The following is a 23752-nucleotide window of genomic DNA, read 5'->3' on the forward strand; positions in this document are numbered from 1 at the left end:
GAGACTTTTTACTCTTTAGGGGAAATTTCGCTAGACACATACTTTTCCCAAGTAATATACATATAAAATAAGCTTACTACGTCCTGCTCATTATAAAGAAGTATCTTTTCCTTCTTTTCAGCTGGCATTCGATTTATATACTCTCTATCCTTTATTACTTTTCCAAAGGTTTTGGCAAGGTTTTGCCCGCTTATAAGCTCACTTTCTCTTTCTATCTCAAATTCCTTTTCTAATGCCTTAAGACCTATATTTACGCCTTTGCACTTTTCATATTCCTTTTGCAAATCTATATGAGTAAAATATTCTTCTAAATTAAGATTCAACTTATATTTATTCATGAGATAATTTATTACAGTAAAATCGTTATTCCCTGAAAAAGTAACAATATACCTCTTCCCTTTATTTTCATATAAATTTATAAAATATTTTTTAGCTAGTCTTAAAATTTCTAAGGAGTCAGCTTTATTTTCTATCATATATTGAGTAGTGTTTAAAACCTGCTTCTCTTCATCATAATAACTGCATCCAAACACTCCTATACATATAGGTTTTTTATATACATAATGCTCTAAGTCAAAAAATACTGCTTTTTTAAATATTGATTCCTTTGTATTTATTTTTAAAGCCATATCTTCATTTATTTCTTCAACCTTTTGTGTATTTTCTCTTACAATCATAAACTCCACTCTTTCTAGATTATTTATCTTAACTTCTACATATTTAATATATCTAAACAATCAGTACTTAAGTTATAAACACTGTCTTTTCTTTCAACTATTATCTTTATTTTGTTTTTTACCTCTTCATCACTCATAACCTTTTTTAATAGTTCTTTAGTTGGATTTACACAAATGGGATACCTTATCATTTGAAACATAGAAAAGTCTCCAGCTGTATCTCCATAGGCATAACTTGCATTTAAGTCTATATTATAAAGATCTTTCAGCTCATTTATCGCTCTTTTTTTATTTACGCTGTCCCACATAGGTATAACTTCTCCGGTATATATTCCCTCTTCATTTAACTTATAAATTGTGCCCCTATAATCATCAAATCCATGTTTAACGCTCATTTCCTTAACAAGTTCAATAGGACTTCCCGAAACCGTTACAACCACATGCCCTTGGCTTCTATGCCATTTTATTCTGTCACGAGTAAAAGTGTATACTCTATCTCCCTTTTGTTCTATTACATTTTTAGCTATATATTCTACTTGATATTTAGGAAGACCTTTTACTGCTTCTATATAAATACTAGCCATTTTCAATAAATAATCATCATAATTTCCTTCTCTTTTATCCCACTTTACGTATTCAGGCTTTACTTCTTTGTACCATCTATCTTGAGATATTATTTCATATTTTATAAGCTTTTTAAATAATTCCGTAATTAACCCTTCTCTATAAAGAGTACCATCTATATCAAAAAACGCTGCTACCTTCTTCATATTCATACCTCCCTGCAATTATTATTTTAATTATTATAGATAAGTTATTTTCACTAAAAAAGTATATATTTCCAATTTACTTTTTATTATACCCTTTACTAAAGTATTTGTAAAATATATAGCTTTTAATACTTAAAAGCAGATTTATTTTTATTTAATATCTCTGTCAAGCTAAAATTTATATTGACATTCCCTGCCTATGGTGGTATATTAATATTGAGAATGATAATAATTATCAACGAGGAGCGGATAATATGTGTATTATAGATTTAAAACCTGGAGAAAAGGCTTGTATAGAAAATGTTTTTGGAAATGAAAAATTAGCAAAACGTCTTTTATCCTTAGGTTGCATCGCAGGAACAGAAGTTTGTTTAAAAAACAAGGCGCCCTTTGGTGATCCTATAATTATAAATTTTAGAGGTTTTGATTTAGCAATAAGAAAAAATGATGCAAAAAATATACTTGTAAGAGGAATAGAATATAAGGAGGCAGTTTATGACAAATGCAGCATTGTTGGGTAATCCTAACGTAGGTAAGACTTCTCTCTTTAACGCACTAACTGGTTCCAATCAGTACGTAGGAAATTGGCCTGGAGTAACGGTTGAGAAAAAAGAGGGTTATTTAGATTCTAATGTTAAAATAGTAGATCTTCCTGGTATATATGCCATGGATACCTATTCTAATGAGGAAAAAGTATCAAAAGAATTTCTTTTAAATGGCGATGTGGATGTAATCTTAAACATTGTAGATGCTTCTAATTTACAAAGGAACTTATATCTTACCCTTCAATTAAAAGAATTTAATAAGCCTATTGTATTGATATTAAATATGGTAGATATAATCAACGAAAGAGGAATAAAAATAAATTATGATGCTTTAGGTAAGGCATTAGGCGTACAAGTAATTCCAATATCAGCTTCTAAAAATATAGGTATAGATGAGTTGAAATTGCTGCTAAAAAGCGGTACTTTTTTTAGAGATAATAATGATAATGATTATCAGTTTCAGGATGAATCTCAAGCATATGCTTTTATTGATGAAGTGCTAAATAAAGTAACAGTATCTCCTGAAAATGATAATAAAAATATTGGTAAAGCTATAGATAAGATTGTTTTAAATAAATTCTTAGCTTATCCTATTTTCTTAGGACTATTATATTTAATATTTGAATTCACATTTACTTGGGTAGGAAATCCCCTAGCTGATGTTCTAGATGGTCTTTTAAATGATAAATTTGTACCATTTGTAGAAATGGCACTTTCCAGTACAAGCCCTTGGTTCCAATCATTAATAATTGATGGAATAATTGGCGGTGTTGGTTCAGTAATAGTGTTCTTGCCAGTTATACTTGCTCTTTTCCTAGGAATTTCTTTCTTAGAAGACAGCGGATATATGGCTCGTGCAGCTTTTATAATGGACAAATTCATGAGAAGCATGGGACTTTCAGGAAAGGCATTTATTCCTCTTATAGTTGGTTTTGGATGCTCAGTTCCTGCAATAATGACAGCTAGAACATTAGAAAGTGAAAAGGATAGAAAACTTACAGCACTAATAGTTCCACTTATGTCCTGTAATGCAAGACTTCCTGTATATGGTCTTTTTGCGGCAGCATTTTTCCCTGGACATGAAAGCTTATTGGTATTTTCCTTATATCTTCTAGGCATATTTATAGCTTTTATTATAGGTATAATATTTAAAAACACATTATTTAAAAAAGATGAAGAGCCATTTATACTTGAATTACCTGAGTATAAACTACCTACACTTAAAAACCTAGCTCTTCATACTTGGGATAAAGGAAAAGGATTTTTAAGAAAAGCTGGTACTATAATATTTTCAATATCAATTATAGTCTGGATATTATCTAATTTTAACATGCAAGGTATAACTGATATGAATAACAGTTTACTTGCTTCTATTGGTAAGTTTATAAGCCCTATTTTTAGCCCTCTAGGCTTTGGAAACTGGGAAGCTTCAGTTTCACTTCTTACAGGCTTTATGGCTAAAGAAGTTATAATTGGCTCCATGGGAGTAATATACGGTGGAGACTTAATGGGTATACTTCCTCAGCACTTTAACTTTGTAACTGCTTATACATTTTTAGTATTTGTTCTTCTCTACACTCCATGTGTTTCAGTTATAGCTACAATGAAGAAAGAATACGGAAATAAAATGGCTATCTTCTCTATGGTATATCAATTTGTTTTAGCTTGGATTATATCTTTTATAACATACCAGATTCTAAATGTTATATTTTAGGTGGTGAAAGGCATGATTATTCAATATATCATTACAGCAGCAATTGTCGGCTCTGCTGTATATATACTTTATAAAAATATAAAAAATAAAGGTCAAGGAAAGTGCGACTGCGGTAGTTGCTCTTCCCACTGTCCTAGTTACAAAAAGAAGTAATAGTGAAATTTCACTATTACTTCTTTTAATAACTATTTTTTATTATTGTCATCAATTCTTCTATATCTATATTTCCCCTTAGCAAGCAGTCAATAACCTTGCCTGCAGACTTTTTAGATATCTTTTCTACATCACAGGGAATTTCAATATTGCTTTTTTTAATCAAATACTGGAGATACTTGTACTGCTTTTCTGTTATAATATCATCTCTTCTTAAATCATCTTCATCAATCTTGGACACAATTTCAAACAGCTTGGGCAAATTCAGTACATCTTCAAAATTATGAAGCATGATCGTTTCTTTTAACTCTTCTCCACGTTCTTGTAAGTATTTATAATATAGATCGATGCTTATTCCACCATCAATTAAATCTTTCCTTTGTATACCTATAAATTTTTCAACAGTTTTTAAATTACATCTCTCTATACCAAGCTTTTTATAGTAAGGTCGTATCATTCTATATAAATCCACATGGTTATCAGGCATTATACAATTTATATTATGTTTTGTAAGCTTTATCTTAATAAATGGTTCATCAAATGCTTTTCCATTATAGGAACACCATGTATTAAAACCTTCAATGTCTTTTTTAAATTGCATTAGTATATCTCTTTCTTCTTGCAAGTTTTCTGCAAAGTATTGTTTAACACAAAAGGTACTTTTTTCAGAAAACCATCCTAAAGAAATAAGCATAATGCAATCCTTTTCTTTGTCAAATCCCGTGGTCTCTATATCAAAGTAAGCCATATTTTCCATATCATATTTATAAAATATATCAGGTTTTAGATCAATTGTTTCTTCTCGAGTTCTTATATACATTACTCTCCTCCAAACCAAAGCAACCCTTACTTATACAAATGCATGTAGTACCCTATTCATAAGTTAAGTACTACATGCACAATATTTATACTTACATCTCTTCTACTACATCTATTCCTAAAAGGTTCAATCCATTTTTTATAACTTGGCAAGTAGCTTCTACTAGCTTAATTCTTGCAACCTTAGTTTCCTCATCTTCTGCATTCACAATACTATGTGCATTATAGAATTTATTAAATCCTTTAGCTACATCTATAACATATCTTGTAACGATAGATGGTTCTAGTTTATCTATAGAGTAAAGTATTGCCTCATTGAAAGAGGATAGTGTTTTTGCAAGCTCAAATTCTTCTTTTGAGGATAGTTTTTTATAATTTATGCTTCCTTCTATATTGCCTGCTTTTCTTAATATGCTTTTACCTCTTGCATAACTATATTGAACATATGGTCCTGTTTCTCCATCAAAGCTCAACATTTCTTCCCAGTTAAATACTATATCTCTTTCTCTATTGTTTTTAAGATATGTGAATATAACTGCTCCGATCCCTACCTTCTTAGCCACTTCTTCTTTGTTTGCTAAATCAGGATTTTTTTCTTTTATTACTGCTGTTGTTTTTTCTATTGATTCATTTAAAAGCTCTTCAAGGAATATAACTTCTCCCTTTCTAGTTGAAAGCTTTCTGTCTGCAAATCTTACAAGTCCAAAACCTACATGTTTGCAATAATCTGCCCATTCCTTACCCATAAGTTTTAAAGTCGTAAATACCTGCTTAAAGTGCAGTGATTGTTCAAGTCCTACTACATATATGCTCTTGTCAAAATCATATGTATTTTTTCTATATACAGCTGCTGCAAGGTCACGAGTGGCATATATAGTGGCTCCGTCGGATTTCTTTATTATACATGGAGGCATATTGTAATCTTCAAGCATTACTACCTTTGCTCCATTACTTTCTGTAAGTAGACCGCATTTATCTATTTCTTCTATTACAGCATCCATTTTATCTCCATAGAAACTTTCTCCAGCATAGGAGTCAAATTCTACGTTTAACATTTCATATACTTTATTGAACTCTTTAAGACTTAAATCTCTAAATCTCTTCCAAAGTCTTACTTCTTCCTCTGATCCGTCTTCTAATTTTTTAAAGTGCATTCTTCCTTCTTCTTCTAAAGAAGGATCCTTTTCTGCTTCATCATGGAATTTTACATATATTCTAAGCAGCTCTTTAATAGGTTCTTTTTCTAATGCTTCTTCATCTACCCATCTTTTATAAGCAGAAATAAGCTTTCCAAATTGAGTTCCCCAGTCACCTAAGTGATTGATTCTAGTACAATTATATCCTTCAAAACTCAATATTTTATAAAGAGAATTTCCTATAGATGTACTAAATAAATGTCCTACGTGGAAAGGCTTTGCTATATTTGGAGATGAGTACTCCACTGCTACATTTTTACCTTCACCTGAATTTGTTTTACCATAGTTTTCTTTTTCGCTTAATATTTTTTCTAAGGTATTTTGAGTGAATACTGATTTATCCACAAAGAAGTTTAAGTATGGACCCATAGTTTCTATTCTTTCAAACCCTTCTTTGTTTATATTAGTTTTTAGCTCTTCAGCTATTAAATTTGGTGCCTTTCTGAGCACCTTTGAAAGCTGAAAGCATGGGAATGCATAATCTCCCATTTCTGGTCTAGGTGGAATTTCTATTAATGCTTCTATTTTTTCTTCTGGCATATCTACATGTTCTTTAATTCTTTTTACTAAAGTATTTTTAAAATCCATATATGTACTACCTCCATTTATTATTATTTTTACCACATATATCATTTATTATAATGCTATATCACAAAAACCCGTCCTGTAAAAAAACAGAGACGGGTAAATTCCGCGGTACCACTCTAATTGACTAATGTCCACTCCAAATTTTAACGCAAACTTGCGATTTATCTTACTTTCATAAGTACTGATTTTAGATAAACTTCTCCAAGGCTCTCTTCCTTTTTACTTTCTTGTAGACTCTCACCATACTCTACTCGCTTTAAAGAACTTTATAAAAAGTACTTTCCTTTTCATAGAATTTATATTATTTCCTTTTAAGTTACATTTTATTATATTATCATTTTTCTTATATTGTCAATATCATATATTATAATTTATCTATAAAAAGTAAACAACTACACAAGTATGCTCATAATTATAATTACATTTCTTTTTATTAAAAAAACACCATAACCTCAGCTCATAATTTGATATTTTTTATAAAAATATAGTTTTTTATGTAGAAAAGTACTAAAATAAAGATTGTACATTTAATATAATTCTTAAAGAAAGAGGTGTTCTAGTGAAACTTTTAAGACAATTAGCTATTATTCTTATAATAGGCTATTTGGGAGAACTAATACATACCGTTTTTCATTTGACAATCCCAGGAAATGTTATAGGTATGTCAATTTTATTTGCCTGTCTTTATAAAGGCATTATAAAAGTGACTATGATTGATAAAATCACAGCTTTTTTATTGGACCATTTAGCCTTCTTTTTTATACCTGCCGGAGTAGGTATACTTACTTGTTTACCTTTATTAAAAAGCAAATGGATGAGCTTTATTATAATTTGTCTTATAACAACTGTATTAATTATAGTTGTTACAGGTTGGACTATCCAATTGTATATAAGGAGGGTTGAGAAAGATGACTGAACTTTTAAACTCTCCTATGACTGGAGTGCTCATATCATTAATATGCTTTGAGCTGGGTTTATATATATACCATAAGACTAAAATACCATTTTTTAATCCATTATTAATAGCAATTATTTTAGTTATATTTATAATTAGACTTTTTAATATTAGTTTAGATTCCTTTAATATCGGGGGTAACCTCATAAGCTTCTTTTTAGGCCCTGCAACAGTTGTACTTGCAGTACCTTTGTATCATAAACTTGATCTTATTAAAAAGTACTTTACTCCCATACTTTTAGGAGTAACAGTTGGATCAATTACAGCAATGTTTAGCATATATTATATATCTAAATTATTTGGACTTAACGATGAGCTTACATTTTCCTTAGTACCTAAATCTATAACAACGCCTATTGGAATAGAGGTTTCCAAGGTAATAGGAGGGATCCCTGCTATTACTGTAGCTGCTATTATACTTACAGGTATTATAGGCGCAGTTATCGCTCCTTTAGTTTGTAAAGTATTTAAAATAAAAAATAAAATTGCTATAGGAATATCTATAGGTACAGCATCTCATGCTATAGGAACTACTAAAGCAATTGAGATGGGAGAAACAGAAGGTGCAATGTCAAGCCTTGCTATTGGAATTGCTGGTATAATGACCTCTATTTTGGCTCCAATTTTAATTAGCATGTTGTAGATAATTACGGCATTTTTAATGTTGCCTCCCGTATGGGATTTCCATCTAGGAAAACGTTCATTTCGCTAAAAACGGCTAATATTTATAAATTTAAAATACCTAAGCCTTCTAAACTCGCCTTAGCTCAGACAATAGAAGACTCTTAACGGTATTTTAAATTTATAAATAAAACCGTTTTAAAGCTCATTCAATGTTTTCTACGATGCAAATCCCATACTACATTCAACATTAAAAATGCCTTCATTTCAAGATTTAGCACACAAAATAATCAGTACATTCAATAAATCAAATAACAACTCTAACGTATTTTAATTCTTTACTTCTATTTTAAATGAAAATGAAGAAGTATGTGTTTCGTCCCATTGACCATTAATTTCATAAACATATATCCCTGTTTCATTAGGTGCATAAAAAAATCCTTCTTTTGTTCCTTTCAATGTTTTTTCAGAAACAATTTTCCCATTTCTCCAAGAAATAAGTGAAATGTTTTTTGGTTTCAAAAAAACATCAAAACTAAAAAATACTTTTCCATTGGACTCTATAATTACAGGTTGTATATTTTTTACGCTCTCTTCAGGAGGTAATCCTAAAACACTATTTCCACCTTTACCTTTATTAAACCATGCATATGTAGATGGAATAACTTTGATTTCTGAATTATTATATTTTATTAATGGAATAGGTACCTTTCCTGGCAACTTAAAAGTCTCGAAACATAAAATTGAAATTGCTAAAACAAAAATCATCCCTAAAATCATCAACAATTTTTTCAATATTTAAACCTTCTTATCATATAAATTTCATTAAGTTTGTAAATATGAGTGATATTTTTAATGTTGAATATATAGTATAGGATTTGCATTGTAGAAAGCATTGAACAAGCAACTAGAAGGTCTTTATTTCCGAATTTAAAGCACCGTTAAGAATTTTCTACTGTCTGAGCGACAGCGAGTTTAGAAAATTTAGGTGATTCAAATTCAGAAATAATTAGAGCTTCTTTGCGCAGTGAACGGTTGCATGATTTATAGAAATCTCTGATTTCATTATAAATCAGCACATCTCAGGATACTGAGATGTTTCATTAATTATGCAAATTCTATACGACCAATTCAATACTAAAAATGCCTAGCATTTTTCTTATAATATGAGTATCTATGGAAAATTATGTTTAGTGCTGACCAAAAGGCACCAGCCGACCATCCTGCTAGTACATCACTTAAATAATGTACTCTTAAATACACTCTGCTTAATCCTATAGCTATAGCTAGCATTATTAATAAAGTCGCAAAAACCCATCTTATGGTCATACCCTTTAGATGAATCAATATAAGATAAGAAGCTATTATTGCCAGTGTCATAAAAATCATAGCATGTCCACTTGGCAAACTATACCCATGCACTTCTATAATTCTTATATCTGGCCTATTTCTTTTAAAAAATGCCTTTAAAGCCTCATTTAAAAGCCATACCCCTAAAATATTCAAGGATAAAAATGCTGCCTCACTTTTAAGTTTTTTATAAATTAAGAATGAAGCTCCTAAAAGTGTGAGTATTATTACACCTGAAGAATTTCCAAGTGTAGTTATGCTGTATACTATCTTACTTAGCAAAGGTGTCTCTATAGATTTTACAAAGTTTATAGCTACCTTATCTATAGCATAATTACCTCCATTTTCAAAATAATCTTCTATTATACTTAAAAATGCAAATAAAGATATAAATGATACTAAAACTCCCAAAACCAAGTACTTCCACCTTTCATCATGTTTCTTATATGTAGAAAATGAGTGCTTAAATCTTATAAAAAAACTTTTCAATTGCCTTCCCCCCCAGATTATTCTATAACTATAATACAAAAAATGCCATGTTCTTACAACATGACATTTAAAATTTCTCATCATATAATTTTTAGCAGTTTATAAAATGCTTCATTAACTCTCTACTTCTGAATATGCATTGTATATAAAATCATATACCTTATCATATACATTAGTTGTGCCTATAACCACTATTATATCCTCGTCTTTAAATACATAGTCAGGCCCTGGGGATACTACTATTTTCCCATTTCTTCTGTAAGCTAATAAAGTAGCACCAGTAGCTTGCCAAAATCTTAATTCGTTTATTTTCTTATTTAATACTTTACAGTCCTCTTTTATTTCAACCTCAATAAGAGTAAATGGGGTTATATTTTTAAATCTATCAACAAAATCTAACACTTTTTCAAAATTCACTTCTATTTCTTCATCTAATTTTCTTTTTTTATCTATAAGGTCAAATATATTTTCTTTAACAGTTGCTAAATACTCAGTATCCTTATTTTTTTCTATAAACTTTTCGGCTGCTTGGATTGACATTATTTCTACACCACTGCCCTTTGTAGATAAAACAACATTCATGTCTTCCAATAATGCTATTGCTCTTCTTATAGTTTCTGGAGATACATTGTACATACTAGCCAGCGTTGATCTTCCGCTTATCTTTTCAGTAGCTTTAAGTTCTCCAAGTACTATTTTATTTGCTATGTCTAGAGCTATATTTTTATATACCGCTCCGCCATGTGGATTTTTCATCTATATTCCTCCAATTTTCATTAGAAATGCTTTTTTACATGATTTCGTTATAAATCAGTACATCAAATATAATATATCAAAACCCACCAAATTTCTAGTGCTTTTCACATTTTTCAAAGTATTCTATAGTTCCTCTATAAATTGCTCTTACAAAATAATCATCACTATCTTCATTAAATTCTTCTCTACTTAATCTTATAAGCTTTTGAATTATAGGAAATAACTGAATTCCATAAAGCTTCATGCACTCTTCTGGCTTTATTCCTGGCCATGCATTGCAGCTTACAACTGTTCTTCTAATTGAATTATTTACTCCTTCAGGAATGTTTTTATATACTTCATCATTTTCATATATAACTGGTTTATCTAGTGTTCCTGTAGGTATTCCCTCTATAGCTTTTACCTGAATAGGATTTATATCAGTCAAATATGGATCAGCAGTTAAATCTAGTATAACAGCATCAGGCTTTAAATATCCTATAAGTTCATTATTTATGATATATTGCGAAGGATTATCTCTAGTTGATGCATCAACCAATATATCTGTGTTCTTAAGTATCTTAATAAGCTCTTCTCTATCATTTGTTATACTTCTAGGAAGCATATTTACTATTACTCCCTTAGTATTTAGCTTGTTCATCTTTTTATTCAGCTCTATGCTACCATACTTTCCTGCTGCCTTTGCTGCATAAAGCCCTACCATTCCCATACCTATTATAGATACATTTATGCACTCTCTATCTGGATAATAAAAATTTGGCATTATCTTTGATAATTCATTAAAGGCCATTTCTATACCATTTCCAGAAGTACCATTATAATTTACTACTATTCTTTCTAAAAAGTCATTTCGCAAGGAGTCCATTGAAATTCCAAATATATTTTTCTCCTTAAGCTTTCTTACCCTAGTATCTCTAGTAGGATAATGAAGCATACTTACTAATGTTGAATTGTCATTCATAATATCTATTTCTTTAAACTCTGGGGATCTTAAAACCACTACTATATCCTTTTTATAACACTCTTCATTACTTACAAACCTTATATTTGGATTTACCTTCAAGTAATCCTCTTCTGTTATTCCCATTTTACTGCCATACTCTTCTTCTAAATAAAACATGCATTCTTCGTTTTTTAACATATTAAAAAATTCTGGTAAGAAATCTCTTTTTTCGTTTTCTTCTTTATGCATTCTTGGAAATCCTAAAGTTATCATATTTATCACCCTTTTCAAAATTTTTAAAAATATGCACTGAAATTTTTTGACAACCTAACACTTGTATTATATAATTAAGTTGTTAATATATACAACTTAATTATACTTGCCAAGTTGTAATTTTTCAATACATTTATTTACATATTGGGAATTCATCTTATATTTTTTTGAATTTTGTGTAAATTATTCTAAGAATAAATAATTGTAAATCAATAATTAATATAGAGGGGGTTTTTTTATGGGTTACATAAAAGACTTTTTTAAAAAAGATGGATTTGATTTCGCCTTATCCATAGACTCAGAAGGGACAAACTTCGATAAAAACTTAGAAAATAACGTTAAACACTTAGAAAGATTACTTAAGTTAAATACAGATAATGATGTATACACCATTCTTTTTATCACACCTTATTTTGCAGACATGCTTCATAAACTTAACTTAGTCCAGGTAATAAAAAAATACAAAGTAATTTTTGGTCTTCATATTCATCCAGATAATTTACCTGAAGAAATAAGTATGAACTGTCCATTTTTAAAAGAAAATGAGGAACTTTTAGCTTCATACAATTATGAAGAACAAAAAACTTTAATAAAATTATGTTTAGACTACTTACATTCTAAAGAAATTGCTCCTATTGAAATATTTAGAGGTGGTTATTTCTCAATGGATGATAATACCGCTAAAGCATTAATAGAAGTAACAGATATAAAATACGAATCTCACAATATTTATCGCAGTCAATATAACATTACTGAAAATCTTTTAACACCTATTCCTGTTTACGCCTACGATGATGCTGAAGAACTTAGACTAGAATATTTTAACTCAGAAAAATTGAGCGAGCTTTTAGTAGATGCTATGGAAAATAATAAGAAAGCCTTAGCTATTACTCATAGCTATCTTCTAGATCCTGAAGATTTCCACTATAAGAGAGATAATATATCTCCAGATATATATACTCGTTTAAATAACTTATTAAAAATGATAAAAATTTACAAGCAAACTATAGAACCAATTGAAAGTTCAGAATTCTAAAAGGAGAGTGAATTGTATGATAAATTATAAAGATATAGAGTTATGGAAAGATGTAACAGAAGAACAGTGGAATGATTGGAAATGGCAGGTAAAAAATAGAATTACCTCAGTAGAACAATTAAAAAAAGTTATAAATATTCTTCCTGAAGAAGAAAATGCTATAGATAAGTGCTTAAAGACATTGAGAATGGGAATCTCTCCCTATTATGCAACTTTGATAAATCCAAATGATCCTCAAGATCCTGTGAGAAAACAAGCTGTACCTACAATACACGAATTAAATTTTTCAACAGCTGATATGAATGACCCACTTCATGAGGATGCTTCTTCACCAGTGCCAGGACTTACTCATGCTTATCCAGATAGAGTATTACTTTTAGTAACAGATATGTGTTCTATGTATTGTAGACACTGCACTAGAAGAAGATTTGCAGGACATAAGGATGATTCCATGCCTCAAGATAGAATAGATAAAGCTATAGAATATATAAGAAATACTCCAGTGGTTAGAGATGTGTTACTTTCTGGTGGAGATGCTCTTATGATAAGTGATGAAAAACTTGAATATATATTAAAAAAGCTTAGAGAAATTCCCCATGTGGAAATCATAAGACTTGGTACAAGGACGCCGGTAGTTAATCCTATGAGAATCACTGATGATTTGGTTAACATGCTAAAGAAATATCATCCAATTTGGATTAATACCCACTTTAATCATCCAAATGAAATAACAAAAGATTCAATAGAAGCCTGTGAAAAGCTAGCTAATGTTGGAATTCCTCTAGGAAATCAAACAGTACTTCTAAGAGGCATAAATGATTGTATCCATATTCAAAAGGACTTAGTTCATAAACTTGTGAAAATGAGAGTTAGACCTTATTATCTTTATCAATGCGATTTATCTCAAGGTATAGAGCATTTTAGAACCAAAGTTTCTAAAGGGATAGAAATTATCGAAGGATTACGCGGTCATACTTCTGGATATGCTGTTCCTACATTTGTTGTAGATGCTCCAGGGGGTGGAGGTAAAATACCCGTAATGCCTCAATACTTAATAAGTCAATCACCAAATAAAATTGTGCTTAGAAATTATGAAGGCGTTATAACTACTTATACTGAGCCAAAACATTCAGAAGACTCTACCTGTCATTGTCCTGTATGTAGTACTTCTGAAGAAACAACTACTGATACCGGAGTATCTTCTTTATTCCATGGAAAGAAAATTAATTTAGAACCTAAATCCTTGGATAGAAAAAAGAGAATTACTGAATATAAAAAACACTCTCACCATAATTAAACAAAAAGCTCTATCCTTTGAAAGATAGAGCTTTTTATTATTCTATTTTAAATTTATTTATTTCGCCTGAAAGCTTTTGAGCCATTCTATTAAGCTCTTCTGATAATGCACTTACTTCTTCCATTTCAGCATTTTGTTCTTCAGTTACTCCACATACACTTTGTGTTGCATCCGCTATACTATTTGACATTTCTGAAACGTCTTCTACTACCTTAACAACCTTATTTCTGCTATCATCTACATTTTTTAAGCTTTCAGTTATATTGTTTATCTTTTGAACTACATTTTCTATTGCTGTGTTTATTTCTTTAAATGTTTCCTTTGTATTTTTAACTGCATGATCTTGCTCTGAAACTACTGCTTCTGCATGTTTCATAGTACTCTTTGCACGCTCAATATCTTTTTGTATATTATTGATTATACTTTTTACATTGCCTGTTGATTGCGCAGTATTTTCAGATAACTTTCTTACTTCTTCTGCAACTACGGAGAATCCTCTTCCAGCTTCCCCTGCTCTTGCAGCTTCAATTGCCGCATTTAAAGCAAGTAAGTTTGTTTGTTCTGAAATTGAAGTTATTGTTTCTACAATACTTCCAATACTATTTGCTTTTTCACTAAGTGAATTTATAACCTCTACTATTTCAAGAGATACTTCGTTGTTTTCTCTATTTTTTTCCTCTAGCTTTTCAATAGTTTCAAATCCTTTATTGGATATTTCATATACCCTATTTGAAGACCCTCTGCTGTCCTCTATATGCTCTACTACCTCATCTAACTCTGCTGATAACTCATTAGCTGCTTCTACACCATCCTGAGCATTTTGTGCTCCTTTATCAATACTAATTGTAACATCGCTAATTGTTTTTGCTACTTCTGTAATTGAAGTAGTAGTTTGCTGAGTTGACGCAAGTAATGATTCTGAGGAATTAGATACTACTTGTGAAGCTTCAAGTATATCTTGTATAAGTCTCTGCATGTTTCCTATCATTAAATTAAAACTGTTACTTAGAGTTCCAAACTCATCCTTTGAATTATAGGTACTTTTAACTGTTAAGTCTCCCTCTGATGCTTTTTTAATTAAATCTACTAAATATATAAGAGGCTTAGTGAATTTATTTGAAACAATATATGTTATTACTATTACAATTATAAGTATAATAAGTCCTAAGAATATATTTGTATTTCTTATACTTGTTATCATTGCAAAGGCATCTGATTCCTTTTCTACAGTAATAACTGCCCAGTTATCTGAACTTCCTGGAAGTTTTATTGTTTCATAAGCACTAATTACCTTATTTCCATCCTTATCCTTATATTCTTTAATTCCTGAATTTCCTTGTAATGCTTGTAATGTTATCTCTTTAAGTTCCTCAGGAACTACTATATCATCTTGATTAGTTTTAGGAGCACCACCGGCATCCTTTACTACCTTTCCAGAAGCATCCTTTACTTTTACAGTCTTAGTTAAATTCTTATAATTATAAATTTCTTGAACTTGGTCTTTCTCTGGATGGGCTATAACAGCACCTTCTCCATCTATTACATAAGCATAAGCTTTATTTGTACTATATTTTTCTACCATCTTTTGAAGCTCGTCCAGTTTTAAGTCTGCATCCATGACTCCCAGCATCTTGCCTTTATCATCTAGTATAGGAAATATAATAGAGTTAATTGCTTCGCTATCGTCATTTACAGTTAAATAAGATTTGCTCACGAACGGTTTTTGAGTAGAAACTGATTGTTTGAACCACCATCTATCTGCTCTATTAGCAAGATTTCCCTTAGTCCTAGAAGTTTGATCTCCTTTCATGTCCTGTATACAGAACAAATCAAAGTAAGGATTTCTCTTTATTGTATCCTTTATGGCTTTTGTTTGAGCCGGTCCGTCAAATGCTTTTATTATGTCACTGCTAATAACTTCTTCAGTAAGTACATAGGCTTTATTCATATAATCCGTAACTCCATTAGCAATGGTTTTGCCAAGAGTTGCATGATCTCCATATACATGTTCTTCTAAACTTCTTTGCATGGAGATATTAAAAATCAAATTGGATACTAGCAAAGGAATTGCAGCTATTAAAACTGCCATAAGTATTAATTTTTGCTTTATTGATTTCATTTGTTCCCCCTCTTCCTTGCACAATTTACAGAAATTTTAATTTTGTTGTAAATTAGCACATATCAATTTTACTGAGATACTTCCTACATAACTTTTACATTTTAATTTTATTACAAATTAGCCCATCTTATAGTTGCTGAAATGTTTACTTATAAGTGTATAATATATCAAATATTAACAAACTTCAATGAAATTTAACAATTTTTTCTGAAATATTATAACTTTCTTCAAGTACACACTTTGATACATGCAAAATTCACTATATTCAAAATTTTATATTAATTTTTATAAATCCTTTACATATATTTTCGGCAAAGTTTTCCAAAACTTTAGTTTATTTATCTTGATAAGTTTATTATATCTTTAAGTCCTGCTGCGGCAGCTCCTAAAGGATTAGAAGCCCCTCCTAATACATATATTTCTCCCATAGTATCCGTACTAAATACTGCTCCCTTATTTGTTCCCTCTACGTAAGATAATATATCATTTGAGTAAACTTCCGTAGGTTTTACCTCAATGGAAACCTTATCACGTTCTTTATAAGCATGAGCTAGAAGTTTTAATTTGGCACTTTTCTCCTTAGCTCTTTTTATGTCTTGCTCTTTAATTTCCTCTATACCCTTTATCTTTATGTCACTTAAGCTATATTCTGACTTCATAAGGCTATTAGCTAAAATTAATATCTTAGATGCACTGTCTATGCCTTCTATGTCTAGCTTGGGATTTTTTTCAGCTATTCCTTTTTCTTGTGCCTCTATCAAAGCTTCATCAAAAGAAATATTATTTTCATGCATTTTACTTAATATATAGTTAGTAGTTCCATTTAAAATACCCTTAATAGAATTAATTTTACATCCTGCTAAACTATAATGTCCCACATCCATGGTTGGAAGAGCTGCAGCTGTAGCGCCGCTATACTTTATATTTACACCCTTCTCCTTTGCCTTTTTCATTATAGTAGAAAAATTTGAAACTAATGCTCCTTTAGAAAGAAGTACTATATCCATTCCCGAATTCATTGCATTTATTGTATGCTCTAAACCAACTCCTCCATTTACATCACTTGGGGTGCAATCTACAAAAATATCTCCTTCATATATTGAATAGCTGTAAAAGGAATCACTATTCTGTTCTCCATATTCTATAAGTCCATCAGATCCCGTGGTGCATTTTAGAAGCATGTCTGAATTTAATCCATTATATTCAAATACACACCCCTTACTTCCTATAACTCCACTTAGAATTAAATTAATGTCATACTGTTCATATATTTCTGCATGCTTGTCCTTAATAAGCTGTATGAGAGCTTTCCCAACATTCCCATATCCGCATACTATTATTCTTTTGTCCATTAACATTTCACCCCTTTATAGAATACTGATTTATTATAATTATATCACAATTTTGACAAATATATAGTAAAAATAACAGTACCCAAGCAATAAAAGCTCATTTACTGTCATTTATAAAGATCCTTATATATAATTTTAAATACCTCTAGTGCTTCTTGAATTTTAACCTGTAAAAGTTCCTTTTTTTCATCAAATTCTACATAACCTGCTTCTGTAAGTGTATATATCTTTTGCATTCTATTTTGAGAATCATCCCACTTACCATCTATAAATTTTTGTTTCTCAAGTTTTTTTAAAAGAGGATATATGCCCCCAGTACTTGGTATCCATAATCCTCTTGTTCTTTCCCCTATTTTATGTGCAATATCATTTCCATTAGTTGGCCCTAAACTGAGTATATAAAGAACATATAGAGGAAGCAGCCCTTTAGTAAATACCTGTCCTACCGCTTCCTTTTCCTTTTCTACTTTTTTTAATTCCAGTAACTTTTTTTTATATTCTTCATATAGCCTTTTTTCTTCAAGCTTAGAGTCCTTGCCCATATTAGACATATATTATTACTCCTCTACTAAAATCAAGCCAACCAAACCTGGTCCACTATGCACTCCTGCTACAGGACTTATTTGGCCTCCAAAAAATCCTTCTACTACATTTTCATGCGTTGAAATTACGTCATATACCTTTTTTGATTCTTCTAATGCATCTCCATGCATTATATATAGCTTGCACTTCTTTTTATCTAAAGTTTCTTTAGCAAGCTCTAAAAGTCTATTTAATGATTGCTTTCTTCCTCTTACTTTATCATAAGTATAATACTTTCCATCATTTTTATCCACACCTATTATAGGTTTAATATTAAGAAGTTCCGCAATGGTCCCAGACACTTTTCCAATTCTGCCGCCTTTTTTTAGGTATTCTAATGTGCCTACTACAAAAAATAAATGTACCTTATCTCTTATTCTTGGTATCTCATTTACTATATCAGCAAAACTCATTCCCTGAGCTATCATTTCTCCACATTTTTGAGCTAATATACCTTCCCCCATGGAAATTGAACGTGAATCGTATACATGTATATTTAAGTTAGGATGATTTTCGCTTACTAGCTTAACACTATTATATATACCCGAAAGTCCTGAAGAAAGTGTAATTATAATAGCATGAGTGTATCCTTCATTTTCTAATTTGGTTAACAAATCTTCTGCATCTTGCATAGAAGGCAGCGAAGATGTTGGTACCTCAACTTTAAAATTATCATAAACCTCCTGAGGCGTTATCTCCAATTTATCCTTATATTCTCTGTCACTATATATAATCCTAAATGGCAAAATCTCTATATTGTATTTTTTTATAATATCTTCATGTAAATCAGCAGCTGTGTCTGTAATTAAAGCTATTTTTTCCAATGAATATTCCTCCCTATCAATATATCTTCTTAACTAGTATTTCACATATTATATAAATTATATCATCTTTTAAGCAATTATCAATACTGATATATATCAGTACTGATACCAATCACCATTGATACTTATATTACTAATAAAAGCTTATTATTTATATTTATTTTTATTAAATATTTAGCTATACTAATACCGAGGTGTTGATAAATGGAAAATATAAATAATCTAAATGAACTACAAAGTTTTATAAATGGCAATACTTTTGCATTCCTATATGTATCTTCTAAAAACTGTAGTGTGTGCACTCCTCTTTCCTACAAGATGGAAGAAATGTTATCGCAATTTACAAATATTAATTTAAGAAAAATGGATTTGGATGAGCTTCCCGAAGTAGGGTCTACTTTGTCCTTATTTACTGTTCCTATGATGATACTATTTATTGAAGGACGTGAAACATTTAGAGAATCTAGGTTTGTAAAAATAAATGAGTTCAGAGATAATATAAAAAGAATTTATGATATTTATTATAACTAAATCATATTACTATAATACTTTGTCTTAGGAGTGATATAATGAAGATAGTTTGCATTGGCGATAGCTTAACCTACGGGTATGGTGTTCCTACGGAAAATAGCTGGATACACTTAGCTTCTGAAATATCAAATAATACATTTATAAATTCAGGTTTAAATGGTGATACAACCTCAGGTATGCTCTTTAGACTTGAAGAAGACTTAATAGCTTTAAAACCTGATAAAGCATTTATAATGGGTGGAACTAATGACTTTTTAATGGGATACAAATTACAAAACACAGTTGAGAATATAGATGTTATAATTAGTGAATGTATAAATAATGACATAATCCCTTATTTAGGTATACAAATGAAAGCAGATAAAAAATTAGCTGAGCTTTATTGGAGTTCTTATATAAATTATGATGAAGTTAATTTAAAAATTGAAGAGTATAGAACTCATTTAATAAAAAAGTGCGAAAAGAAAAACTTAGTCTACTTTGATTTCTATGAGGTATTTGAAAATAACTCTACAAAAGATCTTTATTCAGATGGAATACATCCAAGTATTTATGGTCATAAATTAATGAGTTCTATAATAGAATTCTAGTACATAAGAAATGTTAAAACTTTATTAAAAAAGTTAAAATATTACGAAAATAAAAACTTTAATGTTTTTTGATAATTTTTTAACATAGATATTTTACTTATCACAAAAACGTGATAAAATATTTTCGTCGGTATTCTTATGAAACTGAACAAGTAAGTTTAATAAGAAAGTTCCGAATTATATCCTTATCAAGGAATAAGAACGGAGGTAAGATTTATGGAAAAAAATCTAAGAACTACTACCCACATCAACACTAGACAGCTTGCCGTTGTTGGTATGTTGTCCGCTATTTCCATCATACTTGGAGCTACTGGATTAGGCTTTATACCTATTCCCCCTGCAAAGGCAACCATAATGCATATACCTGTAATTATAGGTGCTATTGTCGAGGGGCCTATGGTTGGTGCCCTAATTGGACTTATGTTTGGTGTATTTAGCGTAATACAATCTGTTATAAATCCAACACCACTATCCCCTATATTTATGAATCCTTTAGTTTCAGTATTACCAAGAGTTTTAATAGGTATAGTGTCTTACTATTGTTACATATCTATTAAAAACATTCCTTTTATAAAAAAATCAAATATGGTTAAAATAGGAATTACTGCTGCTATAGGTACTCTTACTAACACTATAGGTGTACTTGGCATGATGTATATCCTGTACGTAGAGAAATATGCACAAATCTTGCATATAAGCTCCTCTGCAGCTAAAAAAGGTATAATTGCCATAGGTGCTACTAATGGATTACCTGAAATCACAGTATCAATACTTATAACTATACCAGTAGTAATGGCAGTAAAAAAACTTAAAAAGTAACTTATACTCCCGATTTTTCTAATCGGGAGTTTTTTGAATATAAGTATCTTTTTATATTATATATATTTAAAATTAAAACAAAATATAAAAGTGAGGTTTGAAAAATGGAAGAAATAAATTTTATAGATATAGAAGGCATTAGCGTGGGTCATGCAGAGGATATGGAAGGAGCTACAGGCTGCTCTGTTGTAATATGTAAGGATGGTGCTACAGCCGGAGTAGATGTGCGTGGTGGTGCACCAGGAACTCGTGAAACTGATCTTTTAAATCCCGTTAATCTTGTTGATAAAATACATGCAGTGGTTTTATCTGGTGGAAGTGCTTTTGGTCTCGAAGCATCTAATGGTGTGATGCAATACCTAGAAGAACAAGATATAGGGTTTGATGTAACTGTAGCTAAAGTTCCGATAGTATGTTCTGCGGTTCTTTTTGACTTAGTTATTGGTAATCCTAAAGTTCGTCCCGATAAGTCTATGGGATATAAAGCTTGCTTAGATTCGGAAAAAAATAATAAAGACGTTCAGGGAAATGTAGGAGCCGGAACCGGAGCTACAGTTGGAAAAATACTTGGTCCAGATCACTCTATGAAAGGCGGATTAGGATCCTATTCAGTTAAAGTCGGTGATCTTCAGGTTGGAGCACTAATAGCTGTTAATTGTCTAGGAGATGTAGTAAATCCTGAAAATGGAAAAATAATGGCTGGAGTCATTGATGAAAACTTAAACTTCATTGACACAGAAAACATAATGATATCTCAATATAGAGAAAAGAAAAATTTATTTTCAGGAAATACCACAATTGGAGTTGTAGTAACTAATGCTAAGCTTACAAAAGCTCAAGCAAGTAAGGTGGCCTCTATGGCACATAATGGATATGGAAGAACCATGCGTCCTGCTCACTCTATGGCTGATGGAGATACTATATTTACTATGGCTACTGGGACAGTTGATGCCGATATAAACGTAGTAGGACTTTTAGCGGCACGGGTTGTAGAAAAAGCTGTTATAAATGCCATAACTCATGCAGAATCACAATATGGGCTTATGGCTTGGAAAGACCTTCCCCATAAGGTTTGTCAATATTTTTAATACTCTGGGTCGTATAGACTTTTCATCTAGGAAGGCTCATTCAATGACTTCTACGATGAAAATTCTATGCTCCAGAGCATTAAAAAGTTCTTCATGCGAACTGCTGAAGGAAGAAATATTAGAACTCTTTTGCGTAGCGAACGGTTGCATAATTTATAGAAATCTATGATTTTGTTATAAATTAGCACATCTCAGTATGCTGAGATGTGCTAATCAATTATTCAAATTCCATACGACCTGTTCAACAATTAATAGTTACAATAATGAGCTAGAGATTAGAGATTAGGGAATTCTTTAAAATCCATTGTTCCTAGAACCTTTAGCTTTCCCCTTATTTACGAAGTACCATACTTACATGAGGAATTCCTCCTTCATAAAACAATTCTCCATAAGGTGTAAAATTAAGCCTCTCATAAAATCTTTCTGCATGCTTTTGTGCATGAATATGTATTTCATGAGCTCCTAGCTCGAAGGATTTTTTCACTAAGTTCTCTACTAGCATTTTACCTATATTTTTACCTCTATATTCCTTTATTACTGCAATTCTTCCTAGCGAGCAGCTATCCCCTCTAAAAATTATTCTTCCGGTAGCTATAGGAACATCATCATTATAAAATATAATATGCGTAGAAGACACATCTAATTTATCTCTTTCAACTTCTTCTGGTACATTTTGTTCTTCAATAAATACCATTTTTCGTATTTCATGCGCATCCCTTAAATCATCATCTCCTGCTTTCCATATCACTTTAAACACTTCAACATCTCCCTTCATAATTTTATTATATAAGAGTTTTTTAAAATATTTAATAAAAAAAATTATATTTATATCAATGAGCTTATTATAAAGTATGTACCAAAAATCTTACATGTCCGATTTTTTATAAAATATACTAAGTATAAAATATCTTAAAAAGAGTAAATTAATTTATATATATTATATTTATTTAACACTATATTTATCTAATAAAAATACTTACTAAAGCAATAAGGGAGGAATAACAATGAGAATGCATAAGAAAAACGGATATGTATTAGGAGCTGCCATGGTAGCTGCCGCAGCTGGTGTAGGTACTTTAATATACAAAACAGTTAATAAAAAGTCCGATGATAATGAATATGAAGGTAAAGCTGGAACTATAGAAATTGAAGAACTAGAAGATCTTCCAGGCAATGGCGAAATCTATGGAAATTTTAATAAAGTTGATAACATGAATACTTTTACCAATACTTCTACAAATACTTCTGCAGATATAAATTATGGTGAAGATAATCAAATGAAAAACAATATAAATATAGATCAAAATGTAAGTAAAAGCTTTCAGGAAGAAACAAAAAAAGATAGAGATGACTTAACCAACTTATGGAAAAGGGATTTTGATGCAACACTTAAAGGTGCTCCTAAAAATCCTGAAAAGGAGTCTAACACTTTAGGTACAAATAATACTTTTACAAATACTGCAGCTTCAAATCCTACTACAGTTAACTCTTCAACAACTTTAAGTTATACTGTAGGTGAAGCAATGCATGATGCATTTAATGACAGTGTTAATTTAAATAATGATAATGATGATTATTCTTTTAATAAAAAAAATGCTGAAGCAACTAAAAATTACTATAATCAATATAAGAGAAATTAAAGGGATGCTATTTAGCATCCCTTTC

The 23752-nt window shown here is 30.5% G+C and carries 25 protein-coding genes and 1 other annotated feature; of the genes, 12 read left to right on the forward strand and 13 right to left on the reverse strand.

The genetic code is table 11. From position 1 onward, the window contains the following. Positions 1-8: 8 nt before the first annotated feature. Both BSD9I1_RS12095 and BSD9I1_RS12100 read right to left on the reverse strand, forming a co-directional pair. Positions 9-677: a ribonuclease H-like domain-containing protein gene (locus BSD9I1_RS12095; protein ID WP_186430524.1), complete on the reverse strand. Its 669-nt coding sequence runs from the start codon at positions 675-677 to the stop codon at positions 9-11. A gap of 35 nt (positions 678-712) precedes the next feature. After that, on the reverse strand, positions 713-1447 hold the full coding sequence (locus BSD9I1_RS12100; protein ID WP_035308915.1) for an HAD-IB family hydrolase: 735 nt from the start codon (positions 1445-1447) through the stop codon (positions 713-715). A gap of 254 nt (positions 1448-1701) precedes the next feature. On the opposite strand from BSD9I1_RS12100, the gene BSD9I1_RS12105 reads away from it, so the two are divergent. From BSD9I1_RS12105 to BSD9I1_RS12115, 3 genes are read left to right on the forward strand one after another with little or no spacing between them, the layout of a single operon-like run. After that, the gene (locus tag BSD9I1_RS12105) at positions 1702-1968 is read left to right on the forward strand and encodes a ferrous iron transport protein A (RefSeq protein ID WP_052085737.1); all 267 of its coding nucleotides are present in this window, start codon (positions 1702-1704) and stop codon (positions 1966-1968) included. Next, positions 1943-3706: a ferrous iron transport protein B gene (gene feoB / locus BSD9I1_RS12110; protein ID WP_186430525.1), complete on the forward strand. Its 1764-nt coding sequence runs from the start codon at positions 1943-1945 to the stop codon at positions 3704-3706. Before BSD9I1_RS12105 ends, feoB begins: the two co-directional genes overlap by 26 nt. 12 nt (positions 3707-3718) lie before the next feature. Beyond that, the gene (locus BSD9I1_RS12115; RefSeq protein WP_081957164.1) at positions 3719-3859 is read left to right on the forward strand and encodes a FeoB-associated Cys-rich membrane protein; all 141 of its coding nucleotides are present in this window, start codon (positions 3719-3721) and stop codon (positions 3857-3859) included. Positions 3860-3884: 25 nt separating this feature from the next. Here BSD9I1_RS12115 and BSD9I1_RS12120 read toward each other — a convergent pair whose 3' ends face one another. Both BSD9I1_RS12120 and argS read right to left on the reverse strand, forming a co-directional pair. Next, on the reverse strand, positions 3885-4679 hold the full coding sequence (locus BSD9I1_RS12120) for a ribonuclease H-like domain-containing protein (RefSeq protein WP_035308918.1): 795 nt from the start codon (positions 4677-4679) through the stop codon (positions 3885-3887). A 91-nt stretch (positions 4680-4770) separates the two neighbouring features. Beyond that, a complete protein-coding gene (gene argS / locus BSD9I1_RS12125; RefSeq protein WP_186430526.1) occupies positions 4771-6462 on the reverse strand; it encodes an arginine--tRNA ligase in 1692 nt (563 codons plus the stop codon). Positions 6463-6547: 85 nt separating this feature from the next. After that, positions 6548-6762: a binding site (T-box leader), on the reverse strand. A 259-nt stretch (positions 6763-7021) separates the two neighbouring features. Here argS and BSD9I1_RS12130 point away from each other — a divergent pair. Together BSD9I1_RS12130 and BSD9I1_RS12135 are read left to right on the forward strand one after the other, a co-directional pair. After that, entirely contained in the window at positions 7022-7378 is a 357-nt protein-coding gene (locus BSD9I1_RS12130) for a CidA/LrgA family protein (protein WP_186430527.1), read from the forward strand. Further along, positions 7371-8060, forward strand: a complete 690-nt coding sequence (locus tag BSD9I1_RS12135) for an LrgB family protein (RefSeq protein WP_186430528.1) — start codon at positions 7371-7373, stop codon at positions 8058-8060. Before BSD9I1_RS12130 ends, BSD9I1_RS12135 begins: the two co-directional genes overlap by 8 nt. 308 nt (positions 8061-8368) lie before the next feature. Here the strand turns inward: BSD9I1_RS12135 and BSD9I1_RS12140 are convergent, their stop codons facing one another. The 4 genes from BSD9I1_RS12140 to BSD9I1_RS12155 form a co-directional block, all read right to left on the reverse strand. Next, positions 8369-8833 (reverse strand): hypothetical protein, encoded by a 465-nt coding sequence (locus BSD9I1_RS12140; protein WP_186430529.1) that lies wholly within the window; start codon positions 8831-8833, stop codon positions 8369-8371. A gap of 342 nt (positions 8834-9175) precedes the next feature. Then, on the reverse strand, positions 9176-9877 hold the full coding sequence (locus tag BSD9I1_RS12145) for a phosphatase PAP2 family protein (protein WP_186430530.1): 702 nt from the start codon (positions 9875-9877) through the stop codon (positions 9176-9178). 114 nt (positions 9878-9991) lie between these two features. Then, positions 9992-10633, reverse strand: coding sequence for a TrkA C-terminal domain-containing protein (locus tag BSD9I1_RS12150; protein WP_186430531.1), 642 nt, complete (start codon positions 10631-10633; stop codon positions 9992-9994). A gap of 94 nt (positions 10634-10727) precedes the next feature. Continuing rightward, on the reverse strand, positions 10728-11849 hold the full coding sequence (locus BSD9I1_RS12155) for an alanine dehydrogenase (protein ID WP_186430532.1): 1122 nt from the start codon (positions 11847-11849) through the stop codon (positions 10728-10730). Positions 11850-12087: 238 nt separating this feature from the next. Between BSD9I1_RS12155 and BSD9I1_RS12160 the strand changes: the two genes are divergently transcribed. Both BSD9I1_RS12160 and ablA read left to right on the forward strand, forming a co-directional pair. Continuing rightward, the gene (locus BSD9I1_RS12160) at positions 12088-12885 is read left to right on the forward strand and encodes a hypothetical protein (RefSeq protein WP_186430533.1); all 798 of its coding nucleotides are present in this window, start codon (positions 12088-12090) and stop codon (positions 12883-12885) included. A 16-nt stretch (positions 12886-12901) separates the two neighbouring features. After that, a complete protein-coding gene (gene ablA / locus BSD9I1_RS12165) occupies positions 12902-14182 on the forward strand; it encodes a lysine 2,3-aminomutase (RefSeq protein ID WP_186430534.1) in 1281 nt (426 codons plus the stop codon). Between the two features lie 37 nt (positions 14183-14219). Here the strand turns inward: ablA and BSD9I1_RS12170 are convergent, their stop codons facing one another. The 4 genes from BSD9I1_RS12170 to BSD9I1_RS12185 form a co-directional block, all read right to left on the reverse strand. Next, a complete protein-coding gene (locus BSD9I1_RS12170; RefSeq protein WP_186430535.1) occupies positions 14220-16301 on the reverse strand; it encodes a methyl-accepting chemotaxis protein in 2082 nt (693 codons plus the stop codon). A gap of 338 nt (positions 16302-16639) precedes the next feature. Further along, positions 16640-17653 carry a homoserine dehydrogenase gene (locus BSD9I1_RS12175; protein WP_035308938.1) on the reverse strand — a complete coding sequence of 338 codons (1014 nt, stop codon included), beginning with the start codon at positions 17651-17653 and terminating at the stop codon, positions 16640-16642. A 107-nt stretch (positions 17654-17760) separates the two neighbouring features. Then, positions 17761-18204 carry a PadR family transcriptional regulator gene (locus BSD9I1_RS12180; protein ID WP_035308940.1) on the reverse strand — a complete coding sequence of 148 codons (444 nt, stop codon included), beginning with the start codon at positions 18202-18204 and terminating at the stop codon, positions 17761-17763. Positions 18205-18210: 6 nt separating this feature from the next. Continuing rightward, a complete protein-coding gene (locus BSD9I1_RS12185; RefSeq protein WP_186430536.1) occupies positions 18211-19059 on the reverse strand; it encodes a DegV family protein in 849 nt (282 codons plus the stop codon). 204 nt (positions 19060-19263) lie between these two features. On the opposite strand from BSD9I1_RS12185, the gene BSD9I1_RS12190 reads away from it, so the two are divergent. The 4 genes from BSD9I1_RS12190 (at position 19264) to BSD9I1_RS12205 (ending at position 22087) form a co-directional block, all read left to right on the forward strand. After that, a complete protein-coding gene (locus BSD9I1_RS12190) occupies positions 19264-19590 on the forward strand; it encodes a thioredoxin family protein (RefSeq protein WP_186430537.1) in 327 nt (108 codons plus the stop codon). A 38-nt stretch (positions 19591-19628) separates the two neighbouring features. Next, a complete protein-coding gene (locus BSD9I1_RS12195) occupies positions 19629-20180 on the forward strand; it encodes a GDSL-type esterase/lipase family protein (protein ID WP_186430538.1) in 552 nt (183 codons plus the stop codon). Positions 20181-20396: 216 nt separating this feature from the next. After that, positions 20397-20999, forward strand: a complete 603-nt coding sequence (locus BSD9I1_RS12200; protein ID WP_035308948.1) for an ECF transporter S component — start codon at positions 20397-20399, stop codon at positions 20997-20999. A gap of 104 nt (positions 21000-21103) precedes the next feature. Continuing rightward, positions 21104-22087, forward strand: a complete 984-nt coding sequence (locus BSD9I1_RS12205; protein WP_186430539.1) for a P1 family peptidase — start codon at positions 21104-21106, stop codon at positions 22085-22087. 331 nt (positions 22088-22418) lie between these two features. Here BSD9I1_RS12205 and BSD9I1_RS12210 read toward each other — a convergent pair whose 3' ends face one another. Continuing rightward, positions 22419-22844, reverse strand: coding sequence for a GNAT family N-acetyltransferase (locus BSD9I1_RS12210; protein WP_207653902.1), 426 nt, complete (start codon positions 22842-22844; stop codon positions 22419-22421). Between the two features lie 247 nt (positions 22845-23091). On the opposite strand from BSD9I1_RS12210, the gene BSD9I1_RS12215 reads away from it, so the two are divergent. Next, positions 23092-23727 carry a hypothetical protein gene (locus tag BSD9I1_RS12215; RefSeq protein ID WP_186430541.1) on the forward strand — a complete coding sequence of 212 codons (636 nt, stop codon included), beginning with the start codon at positions 23092-23094 and terminating at the stop codon, positions 23725-23727. Positions 23728-23752: the final 25 nt, after the last annotated feature.

It is taken from the genome of Clostridium sp. BSD9I1, from assembly GCF_900185645.1.
Taxonomy (GTDB): Bacteria; Bacillota; Clostridia; order Clostridiales; family Clostridiaceae; genus Clostridium_AK.